Origin of the sequence: Achromobacter xylosoxidans, from assembly GCF_002192695.1 — a bacterium.
GTDB lineage: Bacteria > Pseudomonadota > Gammaproteobacteria > Burkholderiales > Burkholderiaceae_B > Achromobacter > Achromobacter xylosoxidans_C.
The window spans coordinates 1-21429 of sequence record NZ_MTLG01000067.1 but is presented as its reverse complement, the minus strand read 5'-3'; the positions used below and the strand labels follow the sequence as shown (position 1 = coordinate 21429).

The 21429-nt window shown below is 66.0% G+C and carries 19 protein-coding genes; 4 read left to right on the top strand and 15 right to left on the bottom strand.

Annotated elements, in window-relative coordinates; genetic code table 11:
• Window positions 1-82 precede the first annotated feature (82 nt).
• The 4 genes from BRO63_RS11625 to BRO63_RS11610 all read left to right on the top strand — a co-directional run bounded on the left by BRO63_RS11625 (window position 83) and on the right by BRO63_RS11610 (window position 6813).
• Complete coding sequence (locus tag BRO63_RS11625) at window positions 83-2560, top strand: TonB-dependent siderophore receptor (protein WP_088139951.1); 2478 nt, start codon at window positions 83-85, stop codon at window positions 2558-2560.
• Window positions 2561-2723: 163 nt separating this feature from the next.
• Window positions 2724-3230 carry a sigma-70 family RNA polymerase sigma factor gene (locus BRO63_RS11620; RefSeq protein WP_088139950.1) on the top strand — a complete coding sequence of 169 codons (507 nt, stop codon included), beginning with the start codon at window positions 2724-2726 and terminating at the stop codon, window positions 3228-3230.
• A gap of 37 nt (window positions 3231-3267) precedes the next feature.
• A complete protein-coding gene (locus BRO63_RS11615) occupies window positions 3268-4293 on the top strand; it encodes a FecR domain-containing protein (RefSeq protein ID WP_088139949.1) in 1026 nt (341 codons plus the stop codon).
• 117 nt (window positions 4294-4410) lie between these two features.
• Entirely contained in the window at window positions 4411-6813 is a 2403-nt protein-coding gene (locus BRO63_RS11610) for a TonB-dependent siderophore receptor (protein WP_088139948.1), read from the top strand.
• Window positions 6814-6861: 48 nt separating this feature from the next.
• Here the strand turns inward: BRO63_RS11610 and BRO63_RS11605 are convergent, their stop codons facing one another.
• From BRO63_RS11605 to BRO63_RS11535, 15 genes are all read right to left on the bottom strand, one after another.
• Entirely contained in the window at window positions 6862-9615 is a 2754-nt protein-coding gene (locus tag BRO63_RS11605) for a hypothetical protein (RefSeq protein WP_143219465.1), read from the bottom strand.
• A gap of 159 nt (window positions 9616-9774) precedes the next feature.
• On the bottom strand, window positions 9775-10815 hold the full coding sequence (locus BRO63_RS11600) for a zinc-dependent alcohol dehydrogenase family protein (RefSeq protein WP_088139946.1): 1041 nt from the start codon (window positions 10813-10815) through the stop codon (window positions 9775-9777).
• 62 nt (window positions 10816-10877) lie between these two features.
• Window positions 10878-11180, bottom strand: coding sequence for an ArsR/SmtB family transcription factor (locus BRO63_RS11595; protein ID WP_088139945.1), 303 nt, complete (start codon window positions 11178-11180; stop codon window positions 10878-10880).
• Between the two features lie 51 nt (window positions 11181-11231).
• Complete coding sequence (locus BRO63_RS11590; protein ID WP_256943287.1) at window positions 11232-11900, bottom strand: hypothetical protein; 669 nt, start codon at window positions 11898-11900, stop codon at window positions 11232-11234.
• Between the two features lie 3 nt (window positions 11901-11903).
• Complete coding sequence (locus BRO63_RS11585; protein ID WP_088139944.1) at window positions 11904-12155, bottom strand: hypothetical protein; 252 nt, start codon at window positions 12153-12155, stop codon at window positions 11904-11906.
• Window positions 12156-12253: 98 nt separating this feature from the next.
• Window positions 12254-12697 (bottom strand): aminoglycoside 6'-N-acetyltransferase, encoded by a 444-nt coding sequence (gene aac(6') / locus BRO63_RS11580; protein ID WP_088139943.1) that lies wholly within the window; start codon window positions 12695-12697, stop codon window positions 12254-12256.
• 90 nt (window positions 12698-12787) lie between these two features.
• Entirely contained in the window at window positions 12788-13558 is a 771-nt protein-coding gene (locus BRO63_RS11575) for an SDR family NAD(P)-dependent oxidoreductase (RefSeq protein WP_088139942.1), read from the bottom strand.
• Window position 13559: 1 nt separating this feature from the next.
• The gene (locus BRO63_RS11570; RefSeq protein ID WP_088139941.1) at window positions 13560-14258 is read right to left on the bottom strand and encodes an ABC transporter ATP-binding protein; all 699 of its coding nucleotides are present in this window, start codon (window positions 14256-14258) and stop codon (window positions 13560-13562) included.
• A gap of 9 nt (window positions 14259-14267) precedes the next feature.
• Window positions 14268-15041 carry an ABC transporter ATP-binding protein gene (locus BRO63_RS11565; protein WP_088139940.1) on the bottom strand — a complete coding sequence of 258 codons (774 nt, stop codon included), beginning with the start codon at window positions 15039-15041 and terminating at the stop codon, window positions 14268-14270.
• The gene (locus tag BRO63_RS11560; protein WP_088139939.1) at window positions 15038-16069 is read right to left on the bottom strand and encodes a branched-chain amino acid ABC transporter permease; all 1032 of its coding nucleotides are present in this window, start codon (window positions 16067-16069) and stop codon (window positions 15038-15040) included. Before BRO63_RS11560 ends, BRO63_RS11565 begins: the two co-directional genes overlap by 4 nt.
• Before the next feature lie 28 nt (window positions 16070-16097).
• A complete protein-coding gene (locus tag BRO63_RS11555) occupies window positions 16098-17018 on the bottom strand; it encodes a branched-chain amino acid ABC transporter permease (RefSeq protein WP_042793142.1) in 921 nt (306 codons plus the stop codon).
• Window positions 17019-17037: 19 nt separating this feature from the next.
• Window positions 17038-18213, bottom strand: coding sequence for an ABC transporter substrate-binding protein (locus tag BRO63_RS11550; RefSeq protein WP_088139938.1), 1176 nt, complete (start codon window positions 18211-18213; stop codon window positions 17038-17040).
• Between the two features lie 74 nt (window positions 18214-18287).
• On the bottom strand, window positions 18288-19742 hold the full coding sequence (locus tag BRO63_RS11545; RefSeq protein ID WP_088139937.1) for a 2-hydroxymuconic semialdehyde dehydrogenase: 1455 nt from the start codon (window positions 19740-19742) through the stop codon (window positions 18288-18290).
• Entirely contained in the window at window positions 19739-20464 is a 726-nt protein-coding gene (locus BRO63_RS11540) for a class II aldolase/adducin family protein (RefSeq protein WP_256943286.1), read from the bottom strand. Before BRO63_RS11540 ends, BRO63_RS11545 begins: the two co-directional genes overlap by 4 nt.
• The gene (locus BRO63_RS11535; RefSeq protein WP_088139936.1) at window positions 20461-21324 is read right to left on the bottom strand and encodes a VOC family protein; all 864 of its coding nucleotides are present in this window, start codon (window positions 21322-21324) and stop codon (window positions 20461-20463) included. Before BRO63_RS11535 ends, BRO63_RS11540 begins: the two co-directional genes overlap by 4 nt.
• Window positions 21325-21429 lie beyond the last annotated feature (105 nt).

Genomic DNA, 21429 nt, shown 5'->3' with positions numbered 1-21429 from the left:
TCGGATGTGGTTCGTTAGACATAGAGACAGACCCGAGGCGCCCGCGGTCTGGTCCTATCCATCGACGAACCAGGAAGCTTTCATGGCAGCACGCCATACACCCTCTACTCTTGCCGCGCCCCAGACGCCCGGGGCAGGTCCGGCGCGCTTGCGCCTTGCCGTCCACCTTGCATTGGCCGTCGTGGCCCCGCTGGCCGCGCCTGCGGCGTCCTGGGCTCAGCCCGCCGCCGCGCAAGGGATCGCCTTCCCCATCGCGCCCACGACGCTGGACGAGGCCCTGGGCCAGTTCGGCGTCGCCGCCAACGTCACCGTGGCCGCCTCGCCGACGCTGACCCGCGGCGTGACGACGCAGGGGCTTAGCGGCCGCTACACCGCCGAACAGGGCCTCACGCGCCTGCTGGCCGGCACCGGCCTACAGGCCGTGACCAACGCCAACGGCGAGGGTTATCACCTGCGCCGCATTCCTCAGGGCGATGCGACCACCCTTGCGCCCGTCACGGTGACCGGCATGGCCGACCCGGCCGTCACCGAAGGCACCGGCAGCTATACCAGCGGATTCGTGACCATAGGCAAGGGCGAGCAGAGCCTGAAGGAGATTCCGCAGTCGGTCACGGTGGTGACGCGCCAGCGCATGGACGACCAGAACGCCAACACCCTGGACGACGTGCTGGCCAACAGCACCGGCATGACGCTCTACAAGAGCCCGATGGGCGGCAACTACGTGTTCTCGCGCGGATTCCGCGTCGACAGCTACCAGTTCGACGGCGTCAACCGCGCCTTCTATTACCCCCAGGCCAACAGTTTCACCAGCAGCACGGTGATCCTGGACCGCGTGGAAATCATCCGCGGCGCCACCGGCCTGTTGCAAGGCGCCGGCTCGCCCAGCGCCGCGGTCAACCTGGTGCGCAAGCGCCCGCTGGCCGAAAACCAGGTGCAGCTGATGGCCAGCGGCGGCTCCTGGAACAACTACCGGGCCGACATCGATGCGACCGGTCCCTTGAATGCATCGGGCTCCCTGCGCGGCCGCGCCGTGGCCAGCTACAACGACCGGGACTATTTCTACGACAACGCCGACAGCCGCACCGGCGTGCTGTACGGCGTGCTGAGCTACGACCTGGGCCCCGCCACCACCTTGACCGGCGGCGTCAGCTACGAGGAACTGCGGTCCACGCCGTTCTTCCATGGCCTGCCCCACTACACCAACGGCGACGACATCGGGCTGAAACGCTCGACCTCGCTCTCGCAAGACTGGAACCGCTGGAACGGCAAGCAGACCACCGTGTTCGCCGAACTCGCGCACCGCTTCAACCAGGATTGGTCGCTGAAGCTCACCGGGACCTCCACCCAGGAGTCCAACGATTCCAAGTACGCCTTCACCGAAGGCGCGGTCAATCCGGCCACCGGGCTCGGACCGACGATGTACGCCGGCATCTTCGATTTCTCCACGCACAACAAGGCGCTCAACCTGGACGTGGACGGCGCCTTCGAGGCGCTGGGCCGCAAGCATTCCATCAGCGTGGGCGCCAGCATCAACGAACTGACCAGCAAGAACGATTTCGCGACCGCGCGCCTGAACCGCGCCGTGAACGTCTGGGATCCGGATCACCACGTGCCCGAGCCCACCGATGATTGGCTGCGCGAAAACGCCTACCGCGGCGCGGCGACCATCATCAAGATGAAGCAGACCGGCGTTTATGGCGTCGGCCGCTTCAAGCTGGCCGAGCCGTTGACGCTGGTGGCGGGCGCCCGCGTCAGCTGGTACGAGAACACCGGCAACTACCGCGACGGCGGCAAGCAGTACACCGACCCCTACAAGGAAAATGGCGTCGTCACGCCCTACGGCGGCCTGATCTACGCCTTCAATCCCCAGTGGTCCGGCTATGTCAGCTTTGCGGAGATCTTCGAACCACAGAACGCCGTGGACGCGTCGGGCCAGATACTGGACCCCATCCTGGGCAAGAACTACGAAGCGGGCATTAAGGGCGAGCTGCTCGACGGCCGGGTCAACGCCTCGGTCGCCCTCTTCCGCGTCGACCAGAAAAACCGCGCCCAGCAAGACCTGGTCAGCGCCTGCACCGTGGGCGACATCTGCTATCTGTCCAGCGGCAAGGTGCGCAGCCAGGGCGTGGACGCCGAAATCAGCGGCGAGGTGGCCCCGGGCTGGCAGCTGTTTGCCGGCTACACCTTCAACACCCTGAAGTTCCTGGACGACACCGAGGTATCGAGCACCAACTTCGGACGCACGGTAACGCCCAAGCACATCCTGCGCCTGTGGTCCGACTACCGCCTGCCAGGCGCATGGTCGGCCTGGACCTTGGGCGGCGGCGTGAACTACCAGACCGGCAGCTACACCGAAACCCGCTCGGTGCGGGTGTCGCAGGCGCCCTACGCCGTCTGGAATGCGCGCATCGGCTACAAGATCAACAAGAACTGGTCGGCGGCGCTGAACGTGAACAATCTGTTCGACAAGTCCTACTACCAGACGATAGGCGCGCCGGGCTGGGGCAGCTTCTACGGCGAACCCCGCAACGCGACGCTGACGGTGCGCGGGACGTTCTGAGACCGCGGCATGCCTGGCAGGCCGGATCGCAGGGAACCGATGACACCGGTTTCTTGCGGTCCGGCCTCTTGTCGCCGCGCCGCCACTCAATTTAGAATGCGGATGATTCTCATTTTTCACGGGCGCCGGTTTCCTTCTGGCCCGCGACGAGCCGGAGGGCCGCATGTCCGCGACCGAGTTTGCAGTGCCGCCGCAGGGCATCGATGTCCTGTACGCGAATCACCACGGCTGGCTGAAGGGGTGGCTGCGGCGGCGGCTGGGCAATTCCTCGGATGCGGCCGATCTCGCGCACGACACGTTCATGCGTCTGCTGGTCCGGGGCGAAACCGTCGCAGTGCGCGAACCTCGCGCGCTGCTGACCACGGTGGCGCAGGGCGTGGTGTCCAATTTCATGCGGCGCCGCAGGATCGAAGAGGCCTATCTGGCCAGCCTGGCCGACCTGCCGGAGCGGGAAGCGCCTGGCCCGGAGACGCGCGCCATCCTGCTTGAGACGCTGATCGAACTGGACCGCCGCCTGGATACCCTGGCCGCCCCGGTGCGCCAGGCATTCCTGCTCTCGCAGCTTGAAGGCATGAAGCAGGCGGACATCGCTGCAACACTGAACCTCTCCCTCGCCACCGTGCAGCGCCATATCGCGAAAGCGGCGCACCTGTGCTTTTTCGGCGCCTGAGCATCGGCCTCCCCTTGCGGCCGCGACCGACACCGCCATGCCCCTCTCGTCCACGGATCCGAGCCCGACCGCGTTCCCGCAGCTGGACGGCCCGCCGCTGCCCGCCAGCGTCAGCCTGCGCGCCGTGGAATGGCTGGTCGCGCTGCAAGCGGCCGATGCCAGCGCCGCCACGCGCGAGGCCTGCCAGCGCTGGCGCCAGGCGCATCCCGACCATGAGCGCGCCTGGCGGCACATCGAGACGTTCGGCCAGCAACTGCGAGAGTTGAACACGCCGCTCGTGCGCGGCACGCTGGCGCATGAAGACCGCGGCGGCCGGTCGCGCCGCCGGGCCGTCAAGACGCTGGCCCTGGCCCTGTTGGCCGGCGGCGGCGCCTGGCTGGCGCGCGACGGCCTGAGGCGCGGCTGGCAGGACTGGCAGTCCGACCATCACACGCATGCCGGCGAACGCCGGGGCATCACGCTGGCCGATTCCAGCCGCATCGACCTGGACACCGGAAGCGCCATCGATGTGCGCTTCGACGGCGCGCAGCGCCTGGTCCGGCTGCTGCACGGCCAGATACTCGTCACCACCGCCCCCGATCCGGCCTCCCCGGTCGGACGCCCCTTCGTGGTGGAAACGGCCCAGGGCCGCGTGCGCGCCCTGGGCACCCGCTACAGCGTGCGCCAATTCCCCGATCGCAGCCACGTCGTGGTGTTCGAAGGCGCCGTGGAGATCCGCACCGATCTCCAGGCGGACGCACCGAGGCTTGTCCAGGCAGGCGCACAGGCCTCGTTCACCCGCGGCACCGTCAGTCCCGTCGGGCCGGCAGGCCCGCGCGATGCATCGTGGTCCGTGGGCATGCTGGTCGCCCAGGACATGCCGCTGGCCGAGTTCATCGCGGAACTTGCGCGGTACGTGCCCGGCCGGCTGGCCTGCGATACCGATGCCGGCCGCCTGAAGGTTTCCGGCATCTATCCGCTGGACGACACCGACCGGGTGCTCGACATGCTGCGCCGCACGCTGCCGATTGAAGTCGACCGATTGACGCGGTATTGGATCACCGTGCGCCTGCGCGCAGCCTAGCGCCGCAGCGCGCAAAACCAACTGTCTGGATTTTTTTCGGGCAAACGTGAGGGGTTTCCGATTTTCAAGTGGCAAACCTAATAGAAGCCACTCTTTTCACCGGAAACCAGACCTCTCATGGACTACCGCCTGCACCAGCGCGCCGCGCGCCTCATCACACGCAACACCCTGGCGCTGGCCGCAAGCCGCGCCTTCTGGCTCACGGCGACGGGCATGGCCTTGAGCGCCGGCGCGCACCCCGTCCAGGCCCAGGCCAGCGCCAGGACCTACGCGATCCCCGCCGGCACGCTGGAAAGCGCGCTGACCCGCTATGCGCTCGAAAGCGGATTGATGCTGTCCTACTCGGCAAGCGATATCGCGGACAAGCGCAGTGCCGGCCTGCAAGGCAGCTTCGAGGCGTCCGCGGGCCTGGCCAGGCTGCTGGCGGGCACGGGACTGGCGGCCCGGCTGCAGCCGAATGGCGGCTACGTACTGCGCCCGCTGCCCGGCGGGCAGGCGGGCCAGGAGTCCGCGCAAACCTTGCCCGCGGTCACGGTCACGGGCGTCCATGAGTCCGCCTCCGGCCCGGTGCAAGGATTCGTCGCCCATCGCAGCGCGACCGCCACCAAGACCGACACGCCGCTGCACGAAACGCCCCAGTCCGTATCGGTGATTCCGCGCGACCAGGTCGTCGCGCAGGCGGCGGACTCGCTGGACCAGGCGCTGGGCTACACCGCCAGCGTCATGTCGCTGGAAGGCGGAGCGCTCAGGCACATAGGCACCCGCTTCACGGTCCGCGGCTTCAACATCACGGGCGCGGCCCCGCTGTATCTGAATGGCACCAAGTTCCCGATCAACTCGCTCAGCGGCGCGATCGAGCCCTACAACTTCGAACGCATCGAACTGCTCAAGGGGCCTGCCTCGATCCTGTACGGCCAGGCCGCGCCGGGCGGCATCATCAACCTGGTCAGCAAGCGCCCCACGGCCGAACCCCTGCGCGAGTTCGAACTGCAGACAGGCAGCTGGAACAAGAAACAGATCGCCATAGACCTGGGCGGCCCGGTGACGGAGGACGGAAATGTGCGCTACCGCCTCACCGGCCTGGCGCGCGACAGCGACACCATGATCGACTACATCAACAATGACCGTACCTCGCTGGCCGGCGCGCTGGAGTGGCAGATCAGCGACGCCACCTTGATCACGCTCCTGGCCAGCTACAGCCGGACCGACAGCCCCTACGATTCGGGCAAGCCGCTGGAAGGCACGCTGCTATCCAATCCCAACGGCCCCATATCGCGCTCACGCTTCGTCGGCGAGCCCGGCTTCGACCGTTATGTCGTGAAGGGCACGACCCTGGGCTACCTGTTGGAACACAGGCTGAACGACGACTGGCAGGTGAAGCAGAATCTGCTGGCCTACGAACACAAGGCCGACAACCAGTACGCCGCAGTAAGCGCGCGCGTGAACCCGGCTACCCCAGCCTTGGGCAATCGCTATGCGATTACCCGGTATGACACCGACAAGGGACTCGCCGTGGACAACCAGCTGCTGGGCAAGCTGCGCCACGGCGACGTCGAACACACGCTGCTGTTCGGCATCGACTGGAGCAAGAGCGAGTTCACGCGTTCCCAGGAATTCGGCAGCATCGCGCCGATCGATCTGTACAACCCCGTCTATGGCGCCCGACCGACGCTCGGCGCCCCCAACTATTCCGAAAACAGCATGCGCCAGCTAGGGTTCTATGCGCAAGACCAGATCAAGTTCCAGGACCGCTGGATCGTGCTGCTGGGCGGCCGCTACGACTCGGTCCGCACGGACACCAGGCCGGGTACGGGTGAACAGAGCTCGCATGCCTTCACGCCGCGCGCCGGCCTGATGTATCTGTTCGACAACGGCCTGGCCCCTTACTACAGCTACAGCAAGTCCTTCCAGCCCACGCCGGGCCTGGACTTCAACGCCAATCCCTTCAAGCCCACCACGGGCGTACAGCACGAGATCGGCCTGAAGTACGAACCCAAGGGCGTGGACGCGTCCATCACCGTGGCGCTCTACGAAATCACGCAACGCAATGTCCTGACCAGCGATCCCGCCCACGCGGGCTTCCTGGTCCAGACCGGCGAAGTGCGCTCGAAAGGCGCCGAGATCGAGGCCCGGGCCAGCCTGAACCGCCAGCTGGACCTGGTGGCCGCGCTGGCAACGACGGATGCGCGCGTCACCAAGAGCAATCTGGGCAATGAAGGCTCGCGGCCCGCTTCGGTCCCGCGCAACATGGCCTCGCTCTGGATGGACTACCGGTTTGCTTCCGTGCCGGGCCTGAGCGCGGGCGTCGGCGTGCGCTACGTGGGCCGCCAGGAGATCTATGACCTGCCGGTGCCGTCGTACACCACCTACGATGCCGCGCTGCGCTATCAATGGGACAAGTGGCAGTTTGCCCTGAACGTGAAGAACCTGGCCAACAAGACCTATGTGGCCGCCTGCCCGGGCACCTGCTTCTATGGCGATGAACGCAACATCACGCTGACGGCGCGCGTCAACTGGTAGGCGACACGCGACGCCAATGCGCTTGACGCATCGACCTCGGCATCTCCCCTAGTTCGGCGCTCCGTAGTGCTCGATGTAACGACCTTCCACAGGCTTGCCGTCATCATCGCAATCAACGACCAGGATCACAGCGCCTTCAGCGATCAAATCCGCCAATGGCTCGCGCAGGACCATACCGAACTCTCTGCTCTTTCCCTCCCTGGCATCACGGAACAGGATCCTGTCGCCATGGGAGAATTTGACCGAATCCACACAGCGCCAGCAGAAGAGAGGATCATTCTTGAACCACATGACCTCGCCCCGGTCGCTGACTACGAATTCCAATCGCTTCTTGCGGTTGGTTGCGTAGGTGGGTTGACCACCGAGCTGATCGTCCAGACGCTTGAGCGTCAACCGAATGCGCTCGCGAACCGACGCGGACATCATCGCCATCGCGGGATGGTCGACGGCTAGCGCTGCGCCGACGTAGCCCTCGCAGAATCCCTGCAGACCATGGGTTGCTTCAATGGCGTCGGCCAATTTTCGCCAGGTTTCCGTCTCTATGCTTGTGTATGCCGAGGTAGGCGGCAGTTCATTGGACTTCTCCGCAAAATCTGCAAGCATGCGATTGATTCTTGGAAAGTCGAGGATCCCCAAGGCTGAAACCTTGTCGCCGCAACGGAGGTACGACTCCACCAGTCCCAGAATGACCTGATGATATGGCGACCAGAACTTGCTTGCGAGAATCTGTTCGCTGAGAGCCTGCTGCCCTGACGCCCCCATCCCGGTTTCGGCGGCCAAGATACTTAAGGCAGGCGCCCCGAGAAGATTGAATGAATCCACTATGCGGGCGAGATACGCCGACCATGACCAATCTCTCTCTTGGGACGCCAGTTCCCTGCACAAGGTCGAGCATGCATCCCTGTCGCTCGCTACAGCGATGGCACGAAGAACAACGAATAGTTCGTCTTGAATGATGGGCTTCGTCTGCTCAACGAGCCAACTTTTGGTGAAATGCATTGCACTGCCGACATCGTCTCGCAGAAGCGCTTCTTCGATTTCGAGGCATGGCCACCAAGCCGATTCTCTTGCAGAGGGATGTGCGCAGACAATTTGTAGCAGCCTGGGCGGAACAGCTGAAGGATTGGCGCGTATCAGGTTGAAAGCCGAATTTCGGAGATCCTGTAGAAGCTCAGCGCCGGCGGGTTCCTCGGGCACCATGTCAACGACGCCTTGAAGCAGGTTGATGCCGTCCGCGGACCAGGGATCCGAGCGCAATCTCAGGTGAGCAAGCTTCGCGGCATGTCCTAGCGAGTCCGAGTCGACCGCGCCTATCAACTCGAATGCCTGCTCCAGGAGACCGCGGCGTAGATTTGAGCCCGAGCCTCTGGCGTTGAAGCGTTCCAGGCACCATTGGACAAATTTTCTCGGCGAGGCCAGGCGCACCTGCATCGCGGCCTCTGCGAGGCATTCATCCCGCGACTTCAGCGACAGGCTGAGATCCGGCACATGCGCCCCCTCTCTTTTGGCCGCATCCGCGGACGACGCCCTGTCGTAAAAGTCGAACACCGCCAGACGCGCGCTATCGAGATGAGATTGATCCCTTGCTTCGAGATCCGCAATGAGATGATCGCGAACCTTTTCGTGCATGTCGTACACGTCAGGCGATGCCTGCCGGAATATGACTTCCTGAAATACGTCGCTTGCCAGGTAACCGGCAAATGCAGGCATCCTCTGCGAGATGAGGAACTCCCAGAGCTCCCTTCTGATGTGTGTTGGCACCGCAAGCGTGCGCAACACGTTTCGCATCCCTGGCTCCAGGTGATCGAAGAACCGGTCCAGGATCTCGCGGTGAGTGCGTGGAACATCCGGCGCCGTGACGGCCGCGCCCGCCAGCTGACGCATCTGGCAGTACCGGATTCCGACGGCAAGCGACAGAGGATGGCCCTCTGCCGCGTCTTTCAATGCCTTCCGGACATCGGAAGCATCGATCCGTCCTGCATCCAGCATGGCATCAACTGCGCCCCGACCCAGGGCATCCAGGGGCAGGCTGACGATCCATGGCGCCCATGTAGGATCAATATCCTTCCATGCAATCCGTCGCCTGCCTGCAATGACAAAGAGACAGCCCTTCGCTTCCTCTGCAAGGCGGCGCAGCCAGTTGTCTCCACCCAGATCGGAGATGGCGCCGCCCGCCGGACGATCGCGCCACAATGCCTCGTAGGTGTCAAAAATGAGCACTGGCCTGCGCTGCGGGTGATCACGCAAGAAGGCGGCAATGTCATAGCCCAGGAACATCGGCAAGGAATCCGCCACTTTCTGCGCGCCGATCTCATTGAGCTGCTCCAGGACGTCCACGCCCCGGGTTCGGTACCAAGCTGATACCTTGTTCGACAGCCGAGCGAGCAGTGACACCGCCAACCCTGCGCCTGGCATGTAATCGGCTGCTTCCACCCCGATGTCGACCAGCTCACCGAAGATACTGTCTTCCTTGAAGCGGAATAGCTCTGGGTAGTCCTTGGTCGGATCCCGGCCCGGCCGGGTCAACGCGAAGTGGCGAGCAAACGCCATGTCGAAGGCGTGCGTTGCCACCTTCGCTGCACGCAACTGGTTTCGAACCGTGAACAGTCCCTCAACAGCGTCGCGATGGCTCGTGATCGCCATGTCCAGGCGCACCAGCGGACGTGTAGAACAATCCGGGTCCGAAAGCCGCCGCGCAAAACGGTCCAGCAACGTGGTCTTGCCCTGCCCCCCGACACCGTACATGGATAGAACCTGGTAATCCATGTTTGGCATGGCGGGCCAGAGCAGGTTCTCGAACACCTGCAACTCGCCCTCCCGCCCCACAAACGGCAAGTTCCTTAAGCGGCTTGGCAGGGTATGTGAAGGCGCTGGACACATTTGGACGACGCGTCAAGGTTGACTTAGGGCGAGCTTCACAAACCTGGCTGCACGCTGTCAAGTCACCGCGGATTCCGCCTGCTACCTTTTTCCTCCCCCAAAAGGATGAAGCATTGCCTGGCTGGGGTGGAAACCAGGCGTTGACGATTTCACTTCGGCCAATGGCCCGACCGCAATCGCGATCTTTCCCCGCACCCCGTGGTTGGGACTCTCCAGCCGCGCATGGGCGAGCGGAATGTCGGCAAGCGCGTAGACGGCGCCCACGTGCGGCCGCAACTGGCCACGCGCCACCAATGCGCTCAATTCGTCGAGCTTGCCGCGGTTCTGCCGCGTGAACACGAAGTGGTAACTCGCGTTCTTGCCCCAGGCCTGGATCAGGTTTTGCGGCTGGGCGATGTCCACGATCGAGACGACCCGCCCCAATTGCGCGAGCGCATCGGCGCTGCGCGCCAGCGTGTTGCCGCCGATGGTGTCGAACACGACGTCGACGCCGCGCCCGCCCGTCTCCCGCATGACGGCGTCGACGTAGTCTTCCTGTTCGTAGTCGATGACCACGTCGGCGCCCATGCTGCGCGCGAACTCGGCGTTGGCGGCGCGCACGGTCGTGTACACCTGTGCTCCGATGGCCTTGGCCAGCTGGATCGCCACATGGCCGACGCCGCCCGCGCCGCCGTGCACCAGGACGCTTTCCCCGACTCTCAGCCCCGCACGCACGACCAGCGCTTCCCAAGCCGTGCCGCCCACCAGGCTCAGGCTGGCCGCCTCAAGATGGCTGAGCGCGGGCGGCTTCTTCCCGACGATGCCCTGCGCGGCGACGTGGTATTCGGCATAGCTGCCCGGCCCGTCGAAGATCTGCGGGGTGTACCAGACTTCGTCGCCAGGAACGAAAGTCGTCACGCCCGGCCCGACGGCTTCTACCACGCCCGAGACGTCGTGCCCGGTAACGGCCGGCAGCGGCACCAGGTCGGAATAATCGCCGCGCCGGACCTGATAATCCAGGGGATTGATCGAGGTTGCGTGTACCCGGACCAGGACTTGTCCCGCCTGCGGCACAGGCTTGGGCAGGTCGCGAAGTTCGAACGATTCCGGGCCGCCGAATGATTGGAGTGTCATCGCTTGCATGCTTTTTCCTTAATTCTAGAAATAGGGATATCGGGAAATACCGATATATGCCGGCAAAAAAACTACAGCTCTTTCCCGATGATCGAGGCCAGAGCGCTGATGGTTGCTTCGTTCCGTTTGTAATAGGTCCACTGCCCGATGCGCCTGGCTTCCACCAGGCCCGCGCGTTGCAGCGTCGCCAGATAGTCGGACACCGTGGACTGCGACAGCCCCACGCCTTCCTGGATGCTGCTGACGCAGACGCCCACCGTATGAACGTCGCCTTCGTCCTGCGGCGGGAAGTTCTTTGCGGGGTCCTTCAGTCCTTTGAGGATCTCAAGGCGGGTACGGTTGGAGAGGGCTTTGAATATTTCGAGCAGATCCATGCCGCCATAATATCGGGATTTCCCGATATGTCAATAAACTGGATTCGCGCCCTACTTGTCGACCGACCGCATGTCGCAGGTCGTCTCCGATGACGAGCAGATGCCGCGAAACCACGCCCGCCCCCGCGTGCGGTCCTTGGGCGCCAGCGGCTCGAACGTGTCGCTATTGCGCATTTCGTAGTCCAGCAACAGCCATTCACCCTCGCAGGCGGCGATGCCGCGCAGCGTGGCCCGCTCGGTCAGCCAGTCGCCGCCCAGATCCAGCAGCCGCTCGCTGCCGGCATCCGGACGGGCGTAGCCCCGCGCAGACTGGATGCCGACCTGGGCGTCCCCGGCTTCGATCCAGCCCCCGCCCCGATACACGGGTCGCGGCTTGCTCTGTTCGTCGCCGGTCTTGTCATCGCTGGCGTTCCTGATCTTGAGCCAGCCGTCGCGCGCCTCGGTCACGTCGAAGGTCACGCTGTAGTAGTCGATGTTGGGATCGGCGCCGTCGCCGCGAGTCGTCGGCAGGGTGCCCACCACTGCTGCCTGGGCGGCCGCAGCCGCGCGCACCTGGATGACGGGTTTCTGGTCGGTGGTCCATCCAGCGAAGCTGCATGCGGTCGGACCCGGCGGGGTCCAGGCGACAGGCTTGGAAGATGCCTGGGCGTTGATGGCGGGCGACACGGCGAGCGTGGCAAGCGCCAGGAAAATCCGTCGCATGGTCATGGGCTTGGTCATGTGTCAGTTGCTGTTGATCCAGTCCTGCGTATCTCGGACGAACCAGGGCAGGTTCAAGCGCTCCCCTTCGCCGGATTGTATGGTCAAGCGTTGATCCGAGGAGCCAGGGGTATCGCTCTTGCCCTGCCCCGTGGAAGGCGCGCGGCTGCGATAGTCCAGCTCGGTTTGCTGGGGAGGTTTATCCGCGCAGGCGGCGATCAAGGTGCATGCGATCGCTGCAAGGACGGTCCGCAGCGCCGGACGAAATATCTTCATGGTGTTTGGGTTCCCGTTGGAGGGCACAGGCCAACGTGCCAGAAAATCAGGGCCTCCAGCCCATACCTTACTCGCAATGCGAAGCCGGCGTTGGCGTCTCAGATCGACATGTTGAAATAGACGACCCGTTCCGTCTCATTGAATCCCAGACGCGAATGCGCAGCCTGGCTCACGACGTTGTCCAGCGCCGTATCCGAGGCCAGCTCTTTGCAGCCCCTGTCCCGCGCCCATGCCCGGACGGCGTCGATCAAGGCCCTGGCCGCGCCCCGCCGCCTGGCTTCGGGCATGACATACAGACCTTCCAGGAACGCCACGGGACTGGAGTCGGTGCCATTGACGTAGTCCGTCCTGATGGAAGCTTCGGCCAGGCCAATCGCCAGCCCGTCGTCGGCGCGCACCAGGAACTGGGCGTACCGGTCCGGCTCGCAAACCTGATCCTCCATGTCTTCCTGATGCTCGGCCGCTGACGCGTCAGGCCAGAGCGCCATGCGCAGTTGCAGCCAGGCTGCGTCCCGAGAGGAGGTAATTGCGGCGGTTTTCATGGGCAGGGTTTATGTTCCAGGTGACGCCCGAAAATTTATCACCCTGCCCTGCCTGCTGTCGAAACGCATCTGGCGGCGGCCTGCTCCGCCCTACTCCTGCACCGGCACCGTATAGTTCAGCGCCAACCTCCCGCCATCCGCGTACACCGTCTGCCCGGTCACGTAGCTGGCGTCTTCGCTGGCCAGGAATACCGCCACCTTGGCGACTTCGTCGGTCGATCCCAGGCGCTGCATGGGTATGCGCGACAGCACGGTCCTGCGGGCTTCCGGATTGCTGGTGATCGTGGCCAGGATTTCGGTGTCGATGCTGCCGGGGCCGATGGCGTTGACGCGGATGCCATGCGGCGCCAGGGATAGCGCCATCGACTTGGTCATCTGGCGCACCGCGCCCTTGCTGGCGCCGTAGGCCAACTGATCCGGCATCGCCAGTTCCGCCGTCATCGAAGACAGCGTCACGATGGCGCCGTTGCCGCGCCCGCCCGCCACCATGGCGCGCGCGGCGGCCTGGGCGACCAGGAAGGTGCCGCGCACGTTGACGTTCATGACCGCGTCCAGGTCTTCGAGCTTCAGGTCCAGGAAGTCCGCCGCGCGGATCACGCCGGCGTTGCAGACGCAGATGTCCAGGCCGCCCCAGCGCCGCACGCACTCGTCGGCCAGCTTCTGGGCGTCGGCCGGATCGGTCACGTCGGCCACCAATGCGGCAGCGCGTTCCCCCAGCGCGCGGGCCGCGGCCATCAGTTCGGCCTCCTTGCGGTCCGCCAGCAGCACGCAGGCACCCTCGGCCACGAAGCGCCGCGCGATCGCCAGTCCGATGCCCCCGGCCGCGCCGGTGACCAGCGCCACTTTGTCCTGCAATCTCATCTCAGACTCCTACGTAGGCGGCCACCAGGTCGGGCCGCTGGGACAATTCCGCCGAGCTGCCGCGCCACACCGTCACGCCCTTGTCGAGGATGACGTTGCGGTCCGACAGGCGCAGCAAGGCCGTGGTGTTCTTGTCCACCACGATCATCGACAAACCTTCGGCTTTCAATTGGGCCAGCACGCGCCAGATTTCGGCGCGCACCACCGGCGCCAGGCCTTCGGTGGCTTCGTCCAACACCAGCAGGCTGGGGTTGGTCATCAGCGCCCGGCCCAGCGCCAGCATCTGCTGCTCGCCGCCAGATAGCTGCGTGCCCAGGTTGGCGCGGCGTTCGCGCAGGCGCGGAAACAGTTCATACACGCGCTCCAGCGTCCAGGCGCGAGAGCCGCCGCGGCCCATGGCCGTGGCGATCAGGTTCTCTTCCACCGTCAGGGTCGGAAAGATCTGGCGCCCCTCGGGCACCAGCGACAGCCCCATCCGGCCGATACGGTACGGCGCCAGCCCGCGCAGGGAACGCTCGCCATACCGGATGCTGCCCTGGCTGGCCGGCAGCAGGCCGAACAGGCACTTGATGACGGTGCTGCGGCCCATGCCATTGCGGCCGATCAGGCCGACGACCTCGCCCTGGCCCACGTCCAGGTCTACGCCGAACAAGGCCTGGCAATGCCCGTAGGCCGCCGTCAATCCGCTGATGCTCAACATGGCGGCTCCTTATGCGTCGGCGTCGTCGCCCAGATAGGCGCGGCGCACGTCGGGATGGTTGCGTATCTGGTCGGCGCTGCCGGTGGCGATGATCTTGCCGTAGACCAGCACGCTGATGCGATCGGCCAACGCGAACACGGCATTCATGTCGTGTTCGACCAGCACGATGGTGTAGCGGCCCTTCAGGCTTTGCAGCAAGGCGATCACGCCGGCGCTTTCCGCCGCGCTCATGCCGGCCATGGGCTCGTCCAGCAGCAGCACCGACGGCTCGCCCGCCAAGGCCATGGCGATCTCCAGCTGGCGGCGCTGGCCGTAGGCCAGGCTGTCCACCTGTGCCTCGGCCACGTCTTCCAGCTGGCAGGCCCGCAGCGCCTCGGTCGCGGCGTCGACCACGTCGGCGCAATCGCGCAAGGCGGTCCAGCCCGACAGGCGCCGGCGGCGCTTGCGCAAGGCGGCGAGGCAGGCGTTGTCCAGCACCGTGTAGCTGTCGAACACCGAGGTCACCTGGTAGGAGCGCAGCATGCCCAGCGCCACGCGCTCCTGCACCGTGGCGCGGGAAACGTCGGCGGCGCCCAGGCGCACGGCGCCGCCATCGGGACGCAGCTCGCCCGACAGCAGGTTGATCAGGGTGGTCTTGCCCGCGCCGTTGGGGCCGATCAGCGCGTGCAGTTCGCCGGGGGCCACGTCCAGCGACACCCCATCGGTGGCCTTGAGGCCGCCGAAGCGGCGCACCAGGTCCTGCGTGGTCAATCCCGCGGGCGCGGCGGTGGTTCGCATGTTCATGCCGAAGCCTCCTTGCGCAGCGCGTCCGGCGGCCGGCGGTCCTGTTGCCCGTCGCCGGCAGGCGGCAGGCTTGCGGGCGCGACCGCAGGCGGACGCCGCAGCCAGGACAGGGAATTGGCATAGCCGCCCTTGGCCACCATGGCGATGATCACCACCGCCGGCCCCATCAGCAGCATCCAGTGCTGCGTCATGCTCTTGAAGGCCTCTTCCATCAGCAGGTAGGCCACCGCGCCAAAGATCGGACCCAGCACATTGCCCAGCCCGCCTATCACCACCATGACGATGAGCTCGCCCGACACCGGCCAGGACATGTAGCTGGGCGAAGCGAAGGCCGTCAGGTTGGCCAACAGCAGTCCGGCCACGCCGGTCAGCACGCCGGAGGCCACGTAGGCCGTCAGGCGCACGCCGAACACCGAATAGCCCAGCGCGTCCACGCGGCGCGGGTTGGCATGGGTGGCGCGCAGGATCATGCCGAAGGGCGAGCGGCGCAGGCGCAGCATCGCCAGGCTGGACACCAGCAGCACCGCCCAGGCCGCCCAGTACACGGGCTGGCTGCCGCCCAGGTCGAACAGGCCGAAGGAACTGGCTTCGTAGATGTTCAGGCCGTCGTCGCCGCCGTACTCGCGCAGGCTGACCGCCAGAAAATAGAACATCTGCGCAAACGCCAGCGTGATCATGATGAAGCCGATGCCCGAGGTGCGCAGGCAGACCGTGCCGACGATCAGCGCCACCAGCGCGCACACCGCGATGCAGACGGCCAGCTGCAGCCAGCCGTTGCCAAAGCCGTAATAGCTGAGAATGCCCACGGCATAACAGCCCAGGCCCAGGAACATGGCGTGGCCGAAGCTCACCAGTCCGGCAAAGCCCAGCACCAGGTTCAGCGCCAGCGCGGCCAGCGCATAGATCAGGATGCGCGCGCCCAGCGTCACGTAGAAAGGTTCGCCCAGCCATTGCGCCGCGAAGGGCACGGCGGCCAGGACCAGGAACAGCAAGGGCAGCGCCCAGCGCCGGTGTTTGTGTTCTTGCATGATGATCGAATCCCAGGATAGGTGCGCGTCAACGCCGCGCCGAGAAGACCAGGCCTTGCGGCCGGAACGCCAGCACCACGGCCATCAGCACGTAGATCAGCATGGAGGCAAGCGCCGGCCCGACCGCGTTCGCGACGGACGCGTCGAACACGGCGCGCAGCATGTCGGGCAGGAAGGCCCGGCCCAGCGTATCTATCATGGCGATCAGCAAGGCCGCCACCAGCGTGCCGCGCACCGAGCCTATGCCGCCCACCACGATCACCACCAGCGCCAGGATCAGCACGGGCTCGCCCATGCCGGACTGTACCGACAGGATCGGCCCCGCCAGCGCGCCCGCCACGCCGGCCAGCACCGCGCCCAGCAGGAACAGCAACGTCTTTTGCAGGTCCACGTTGGCGCCCAGCACGCTGGCCATGGGCGCGTTGCTGGCGCCGGCGCGGATCAGCATGCCGAAGCGCGTGCGCTGGATCAGGAACCAGGCGCCCACCGCCACCAGCGCGCCCACGCCGATGATCATCAGGCGATACACCGGATAATCGTTGCCGAACAGGCTGACGGCGCCTTCCAGCCCCTGCGGCACGGCGGCGTAATACGGCCGGCTGCCCCAGATGACCGAGGCCAGCTCATTGAAGAACATCATCAGCCCGAAGGTGGCCAGCACCTGGTAGAGGTGATCGTGCTTGTACAGCGGCCGCGCGATCAGGCGTTCCAGCGCCACGCCCACCAGGCCGCTGCCCGTCACCGCCGCCAGGATGGCGAAGGCGAACGAGCCGCTGGCGTTGTAGGCGGTGGCGCCCAGGAAAGCGCCGATCATGTACAGCGACCCGTGCGCCAGGTTGATGAAGTTCATGATGCCGAAGATCAGGGTCAGCCCCGAGGACAGCAGGAACAGCAAGGCGCCGAGCTGCAGGCCATTGAGCATCTGCGACAACAGCAAGGATCCGTTCATGGGGCGTCTCCCGGGACGATTACTTCAGCGGGCAGTCCGCCACGTAGGCGTCCTGGTGGTCGGTGAACACCTTGGCCAGCTGCTTCAGGCCGACGCTGTCGCCTTCCTTCACGACCTGGTAGGCATACAGGTCCTGCACCGGCATGTTGTTGCTGTTGAAGCGGAACTTGCCGCGCACCGTGGGGAAGTTGGCGCCGGCGGCCTTCACCGCCGCGGCCAGCGCCTTGCTGTCGCCGACCTTGCCGCCCTGCTGCTTGATGGCGGTATCGAGCAGGAAGGCCGCGTCGTAGCCGCCCACCGCGTACTCCGACGGCAGGCGCCCGTACTTGGCCTTGAAGGCCTCGACGAACTTGCGGTTCTGCGGGTTGTCCAGCGTGGTGGCCCAGGGCGTGCCGTAGATCGCGCCCACGGCCTGCTCCTTCAGCGCGGTCAGCGTGTTGGAATCGATCAGGCTTTCGGAGAAGAACGGCAGCTTCTCCATCAGGCCGGCCTGGCGCAGCTGGCGCACGAAGTTCACGCCCACCCCGCCGGTGTAGAACACGAACAGCGCGTCGGGCGAGGCCGACTGCATGCGCGAGATCTCCGCCGAATAATCCAGCTGCCCCAGCTGGGTATAGATCTCGTCGGCCGGCGCGGCGCCATAGAAGCGCTTGAAGCCCGCCAGCTTGTCCTTGCCGGCCTGGTAGTTGGACGACATCAGGTAGGCGCGCTTGTAGCCCTGGTCCTTGACGTACTTGCCCATGGCCTCGGACATGCTGTCGTTCTGCCAGCCCAGCACGAACAGGTTGGGCAGGCACATGCGGCCGGCGATGGGCGCGGGTCCGGCGTTGGTGGACAGCGCCACCACGCCCGATTCCTTGATGCGCCGCAGCTCGGCCATGAGCACGTTGGAGAAGCCCAGGCCGACGATCACGTCGACCTTGTCCTTCTCGATGAACTTCTGCACGATCTGCGCGCCCACGTCGGGCTTGAGCTGGTCGTCGTCGCGGATCACCACGGCCTTCTGGCCGCCCAGGCTGCCGCCCAACTGCTCGATGCCCAGCATCAGGCCGTCGTACTGGTCCTGGCCCAATGCCGCCTGGGGTCCGGACAGCACGCCGGTAAAGCCGATGCGGACGTCCGCCATGGCGGCATTGGCCGCGGTCAGGGCCGCAATGGCGGCCAGCGCGGACAGGCCGCGTGCGTATGCTTGCATGCTAAGTCTCCTTGGGGGATGGACGGCGGCGCCGTTCTGCGCGGCGCCTGCCGGTACTGGGGCCTGCTTACAGGTCAGAGCTTCACGCAGACATTGCGCAGCTCCGTATAGAACTCGAGCGAATGCACGCCGCCTTCGCGGCCGATGCCGGACTGCTTGGATCCGCCGAAGGCCGTGCGCAGGTCGCGCAGGAACCAGGAATTGATCCAGCATATGCCCACTTCCAGGGCCTGCCCCATGCGATGGGCGGTGCCCACGTTGCTGGTCCAGACCGAGGCCGCCAGGCCGTAGGGCGTGGCGTTGGCCAGGGCGACGGCTTCTTCTTCCGTGTCGAAGGGCGCGATATGGCAGCAGGGGCCGAAGATCTCCTGCTGGATCACGGCCGAGCTTTCCGGCAGGCCGGTCCACACGGTGGGCTGGATCCATGCGCCGCCGGCCAGCTCATCGGGCATGTCCGGCACGCCGCCGCCCGCCACCACCGTGGCGCCCTCTTCGCGGGCGCGGGCGTAGTAGCCCAGCACCTTGTCACGGTGGCGCTGTGAGATCAGCGGCCCCAGGTTGACGCCCGGATCCTTCGGACGGCCCAGCTTGAAGCCGCGGGCGCGTTCGCCCAGCGCCGCCACGAAGCGGTCGAAGATCGGCCGCTGCACATAGACGCGTTCGGTGCCCAGGCAGACCTGCCCGGTGTTGTCGAAGGCGGCGCGGGCGATGCCGGCCACCGCCTTGTCGAAATCCGCATCGGCGAACACGATGCCCGCGTTCTTGCCGCCCAGTTCAAAAGACACGGGCCGCACGCCCACCGCCGCCGCCTGCATGATGGCTTCGCCGGTACGGGTCTCGCCAGTGAAGGTGATGCCGTCGACCAGCGGATGGCGCGTGAGCTTTTCGCCCGCCGAACCGGGGCCGCGGCCATGCACCACGTTGTAGACGCCGGGCGGCACGCCGACCTCGTTCATGACCTCGCCCAGCAGCGTGGCCGTGGCCGGGGTGTCTTCGGACGGCTTGACCACCACGGTATTGCCGCAAGCCAGGGCCGGCCCCACCTTCCAGGTCATCAGCAGCAGCGGCAGGTTCCAGGGGCAGATCACGCCGATCACGCCGCGCGGCACGCGCACGCCGTAGTTCAGGGCATGGCCGCCGTCCGGCGTTTCCAGGTCGAAGGTCTCGTTGGGGATATTGCGCACCAGGTCGGCGAAGATCTTGAAGTTCGCCGCGCCGCGCGGAATATCCAGATGGCTGGCCAGATCGTAGGGCTTGCCGGTGTCGGCGATCTCGGCGTCGACGAAGTCGTCGAAGCGGCGGATGATGCCGTCGGCCACCGCGTGCAGCAGTTCCACGCGCTGCTGCGTCTTGAGTTTGCCCCAGGGGCCGCGCAGCGCCGCCTTGGCGGCCCGCACCGCGGCGTCGACCTCGGCGTCGCCGGCCTCGTGGATGCGCCCGATCAGGCGGTTGTCGACCGGATCGCGGTTGTCGAACGTCTTGTCCGTGGCGACCCATGCGCCGTTGATGAAATTGCGGAAATCGGTCATTGCGTCCTCGGTTGTGACAGGTCTGCCAGCGCCGCTTCAGGGTCGCCGGCGGTCAGGTATTCCCACATGCGCTCGTAGATGCGGCCCGTGCCCACGGCGCGGGTAGCCGCCTCTTCGGGCGACAGCTTGGGCGCGCCGTCGGCCAGGCCGGCCGAGCGCAATTGCCATTCGATGCGCGCGGCGTCCTCCAGATACCAGGTCAGCACCACGGCATGCATCAGGGACTCGGCCGCCACCACCGCGCCGTTGCCGCGCATGGCCACCGCGCGCGCCGCGCCCAGGGCCTGGGCCACGCCGCGCGCCTGGGCATCGCTGCGCACCAGCTGCGGGTCATCCCAGAGCGCGACGGCGGGAGAAAAATACGAGCCCATGCCGTGACGCGGCTGCGGCGTCACGCGGGCCGAGGACAGCGTCATGACCGTGGGCGGCATGGAACGCACCACGCCGCCCACTTCGGGGCGCATGCGATAGATGTGCTGGTGGATGCGGACCTCGCCCAGCACGCCCTCGGGCAGCTCGCCGTGCACCGGCACCACCGTGCCCGCCTCGCCCGGCTCGATCAGGCCCATGGGCCGCGCGGCGCACACCAGGAAGTGGTCGGCATCGAGCCGGCTGCTGCAATGGCCGTAGGCGTGGACCAGGCCGGCGCGGGCCAGGCCGCGCGCCGCCGTCCGCACCAGGGCTTCCTGGCCGGCGTCGGCTTTCATCGGCGCGGCGCTCACGTCTTGAACTCCGGGATGTCGGGTTTGGCGCCCCACATGCAGAACGAGGACGGCACGGCGGGAAAGCTGCGCGGCCGGTAGGTCTTCTCGTCTTCGGCGGTGATCAGCCGCACGCCGGTGGAGTATTCGTAGATCATGCCGTCGGGGCCGTCGAAGTACAGGAACATCGCCCCCGAGGTCGGATGGCGCCCGGGGCCGAAGCGGATCGGCACCTGCCATTCCTTCAGCTGATACCAGGCGCGCATGATGTCGTCGATGCTCTCGACCTGGTGGTTGATGTGCTGCACGCCCGGATAGCTGGACGGAAACAGCGCGATCTTGTGGTGCACTTCGTCGATGCGCAGCAGCGGCGCTTCGCCGATGCGGTCGCTGACCCGTGCCGACAGCAGCCCGGTCCAGAAGGCCTCGTCGCGCCGCGCGTCCAGGGTGCGCAGGCCGATATGCGAAAAGCCCGTCACGCCGGCATCGCGGCTGGGGAAGTAGCGGCGCCCGCTGTGATGCGGCGCGTGCACGAGTTCGATGCGGTTGCCGGACGGGTCGATGAAGCTGAGGAAATCGCGCACGTAGCGCTGCTCGGCGTCCTCGCGCTTGCCCGCAGCGACCTGATAGCCGCTACGCTCCAGCACCGCGCCGGCATGCTCCAGTTCCTCGGGCGTGTCCACTTCGAACGCCGTGGTGTGGTCGCGCGGATCGCCTTCGAAATAGCACAGGGTGTGGTCGCGCGAGTCGGACTTGAAATAGACCGCGCCGTGCTCCTTGCGCGCCACTTCCAGGCCCAGCACCGCGGTCGCGTAGCGGACCGCGGATTCCAGGTCGCGGGTACCCAGCCGGACGTACCGGATGTCGTGTAGCCGTATCACTGCTTGTCTCCAGGTTGCGCCTGCCGCCGGCTGCATGCCGGTCGTGGCCTTGGCGCTTTTTTTCTACGATAAGCAGCATAAATCTCGGCGTCAATAATTTTTATC

What these genes read in the sequence shown, in the direction of transcription:
- BRO63_RS11575 (WP_088139942.1), bottom strand. Translation starts at nt 13,558, where the DNA reads ATGAGATTGCAGGACAAAGTGGCGCTGGTCACCGGCGCGGCCGGGGGC.
- BRO63_RS11590 (WP_256943287.1), bottom strand. Translation starts at nt 11,900, where the DNA reads ATGACCAAGCCCATGACCATGCGACGGATTTTCCTGGCGCTTGCCACG.
- BRO63_RS11545 (WP_088139937.1), bottom strand. Translation starts at nt 19,742, where the DNA reads ATGACCGATTTCCGCAATTTCATCAACGGCGCATGGGTCGCCACGGAC.
- BRO63_RS11560 (WP_088139939.1), bottom strand. Translation starts at nt 16,069, where the DNA reads ATGCAAGAACACAAACACCGGCGCTGGGCGCTGCCCTTGCTGTTCCTG.
- BRO63_RS11585 (WP_088139944.1), bottom strand. Translation starts at nt 12,155, where the DNA reads ATGAAGATATTTCGTCCGGCGCTGCGGACCGTCCTTGCAGCGATCGCA.
- BRO63_RS11555 (WP_042793142.1), bottom strand. Translation starts at nt 17,018, where the DNA reads ATGAACGGATCCTTGCTGTTGTCGCAGATGCTCAATGGCCTGCAGCTC.
- BRO63_RS11620 (WP_088139950.1), top strand. Translation starts at nt 2,724, where the DNA reads ATGTCCGCGACCGAGTTTGCAGTGCCGCCGCAGGGCATCGATGTCCTG.
- BRO63_RS11550 (WP_088139938.1), bottom strand. Translation starts at nt 18,213, where the DNA reads ATGCAAGCATACGCACGCGGCCTGTCCGCGCTGGCCGCCATTGCGGCC.
- BRO63_RS11615 (WP_088139949.1), top strand. Translation starts at nt 3,268, where the DNA reads ATGCCCCTCTCGTCCACGGATCCGAGCCCGACCGCGTTCCCGCAGCTG.
- BRO63_RS11570 (WP_088139941.1), bottom strand. Translation starts at nt 14,258, where the DNA reads ATGTTGAGCATCAGCGGATTGACGGCGGCCTACGGGCATTGCCAGGCC.
- BRO63_RS11600 (WP_088139946.1), bottom strand. Translation starts at nt 10,815, where the DNA reads ATGCAAGCGATGACACTCCAATCATTCGGCGGCCCGGAATCGTTCGAA.
- BRO63_RS11565 (WP_088139940.1), bottom strand. Translation starts at nt 15,041, where the DNA reads ATGAACATGCGAACCACCGCCGCGCCCGCGGGATTGACCACGCAGGAC.
- BRO63_RS11595 (WP_088139945.1), bottom strand. Translation starts at nt 11,180, where the DNA reads ATGGATCTGCTCGAAATATTCAAAGCCCTCTCCAACCGTACCCGCCTT.
- BRO63_RS11625 (WP_088139951.1), top strand. Translation starts at nt 83, where the DNA reads ATGGCAGCACGCCATACACCCTCTACTCTTGCCGCGCCCCAGACGCCC.
- BRO63_RS11610 (WP_088139948.1), top strand. Translation starts at nt 4,411, where the DNA reads ATGGACTACCGCCTGCACCAGCGCGCCGCGCGCCTCATCACACGCAAC.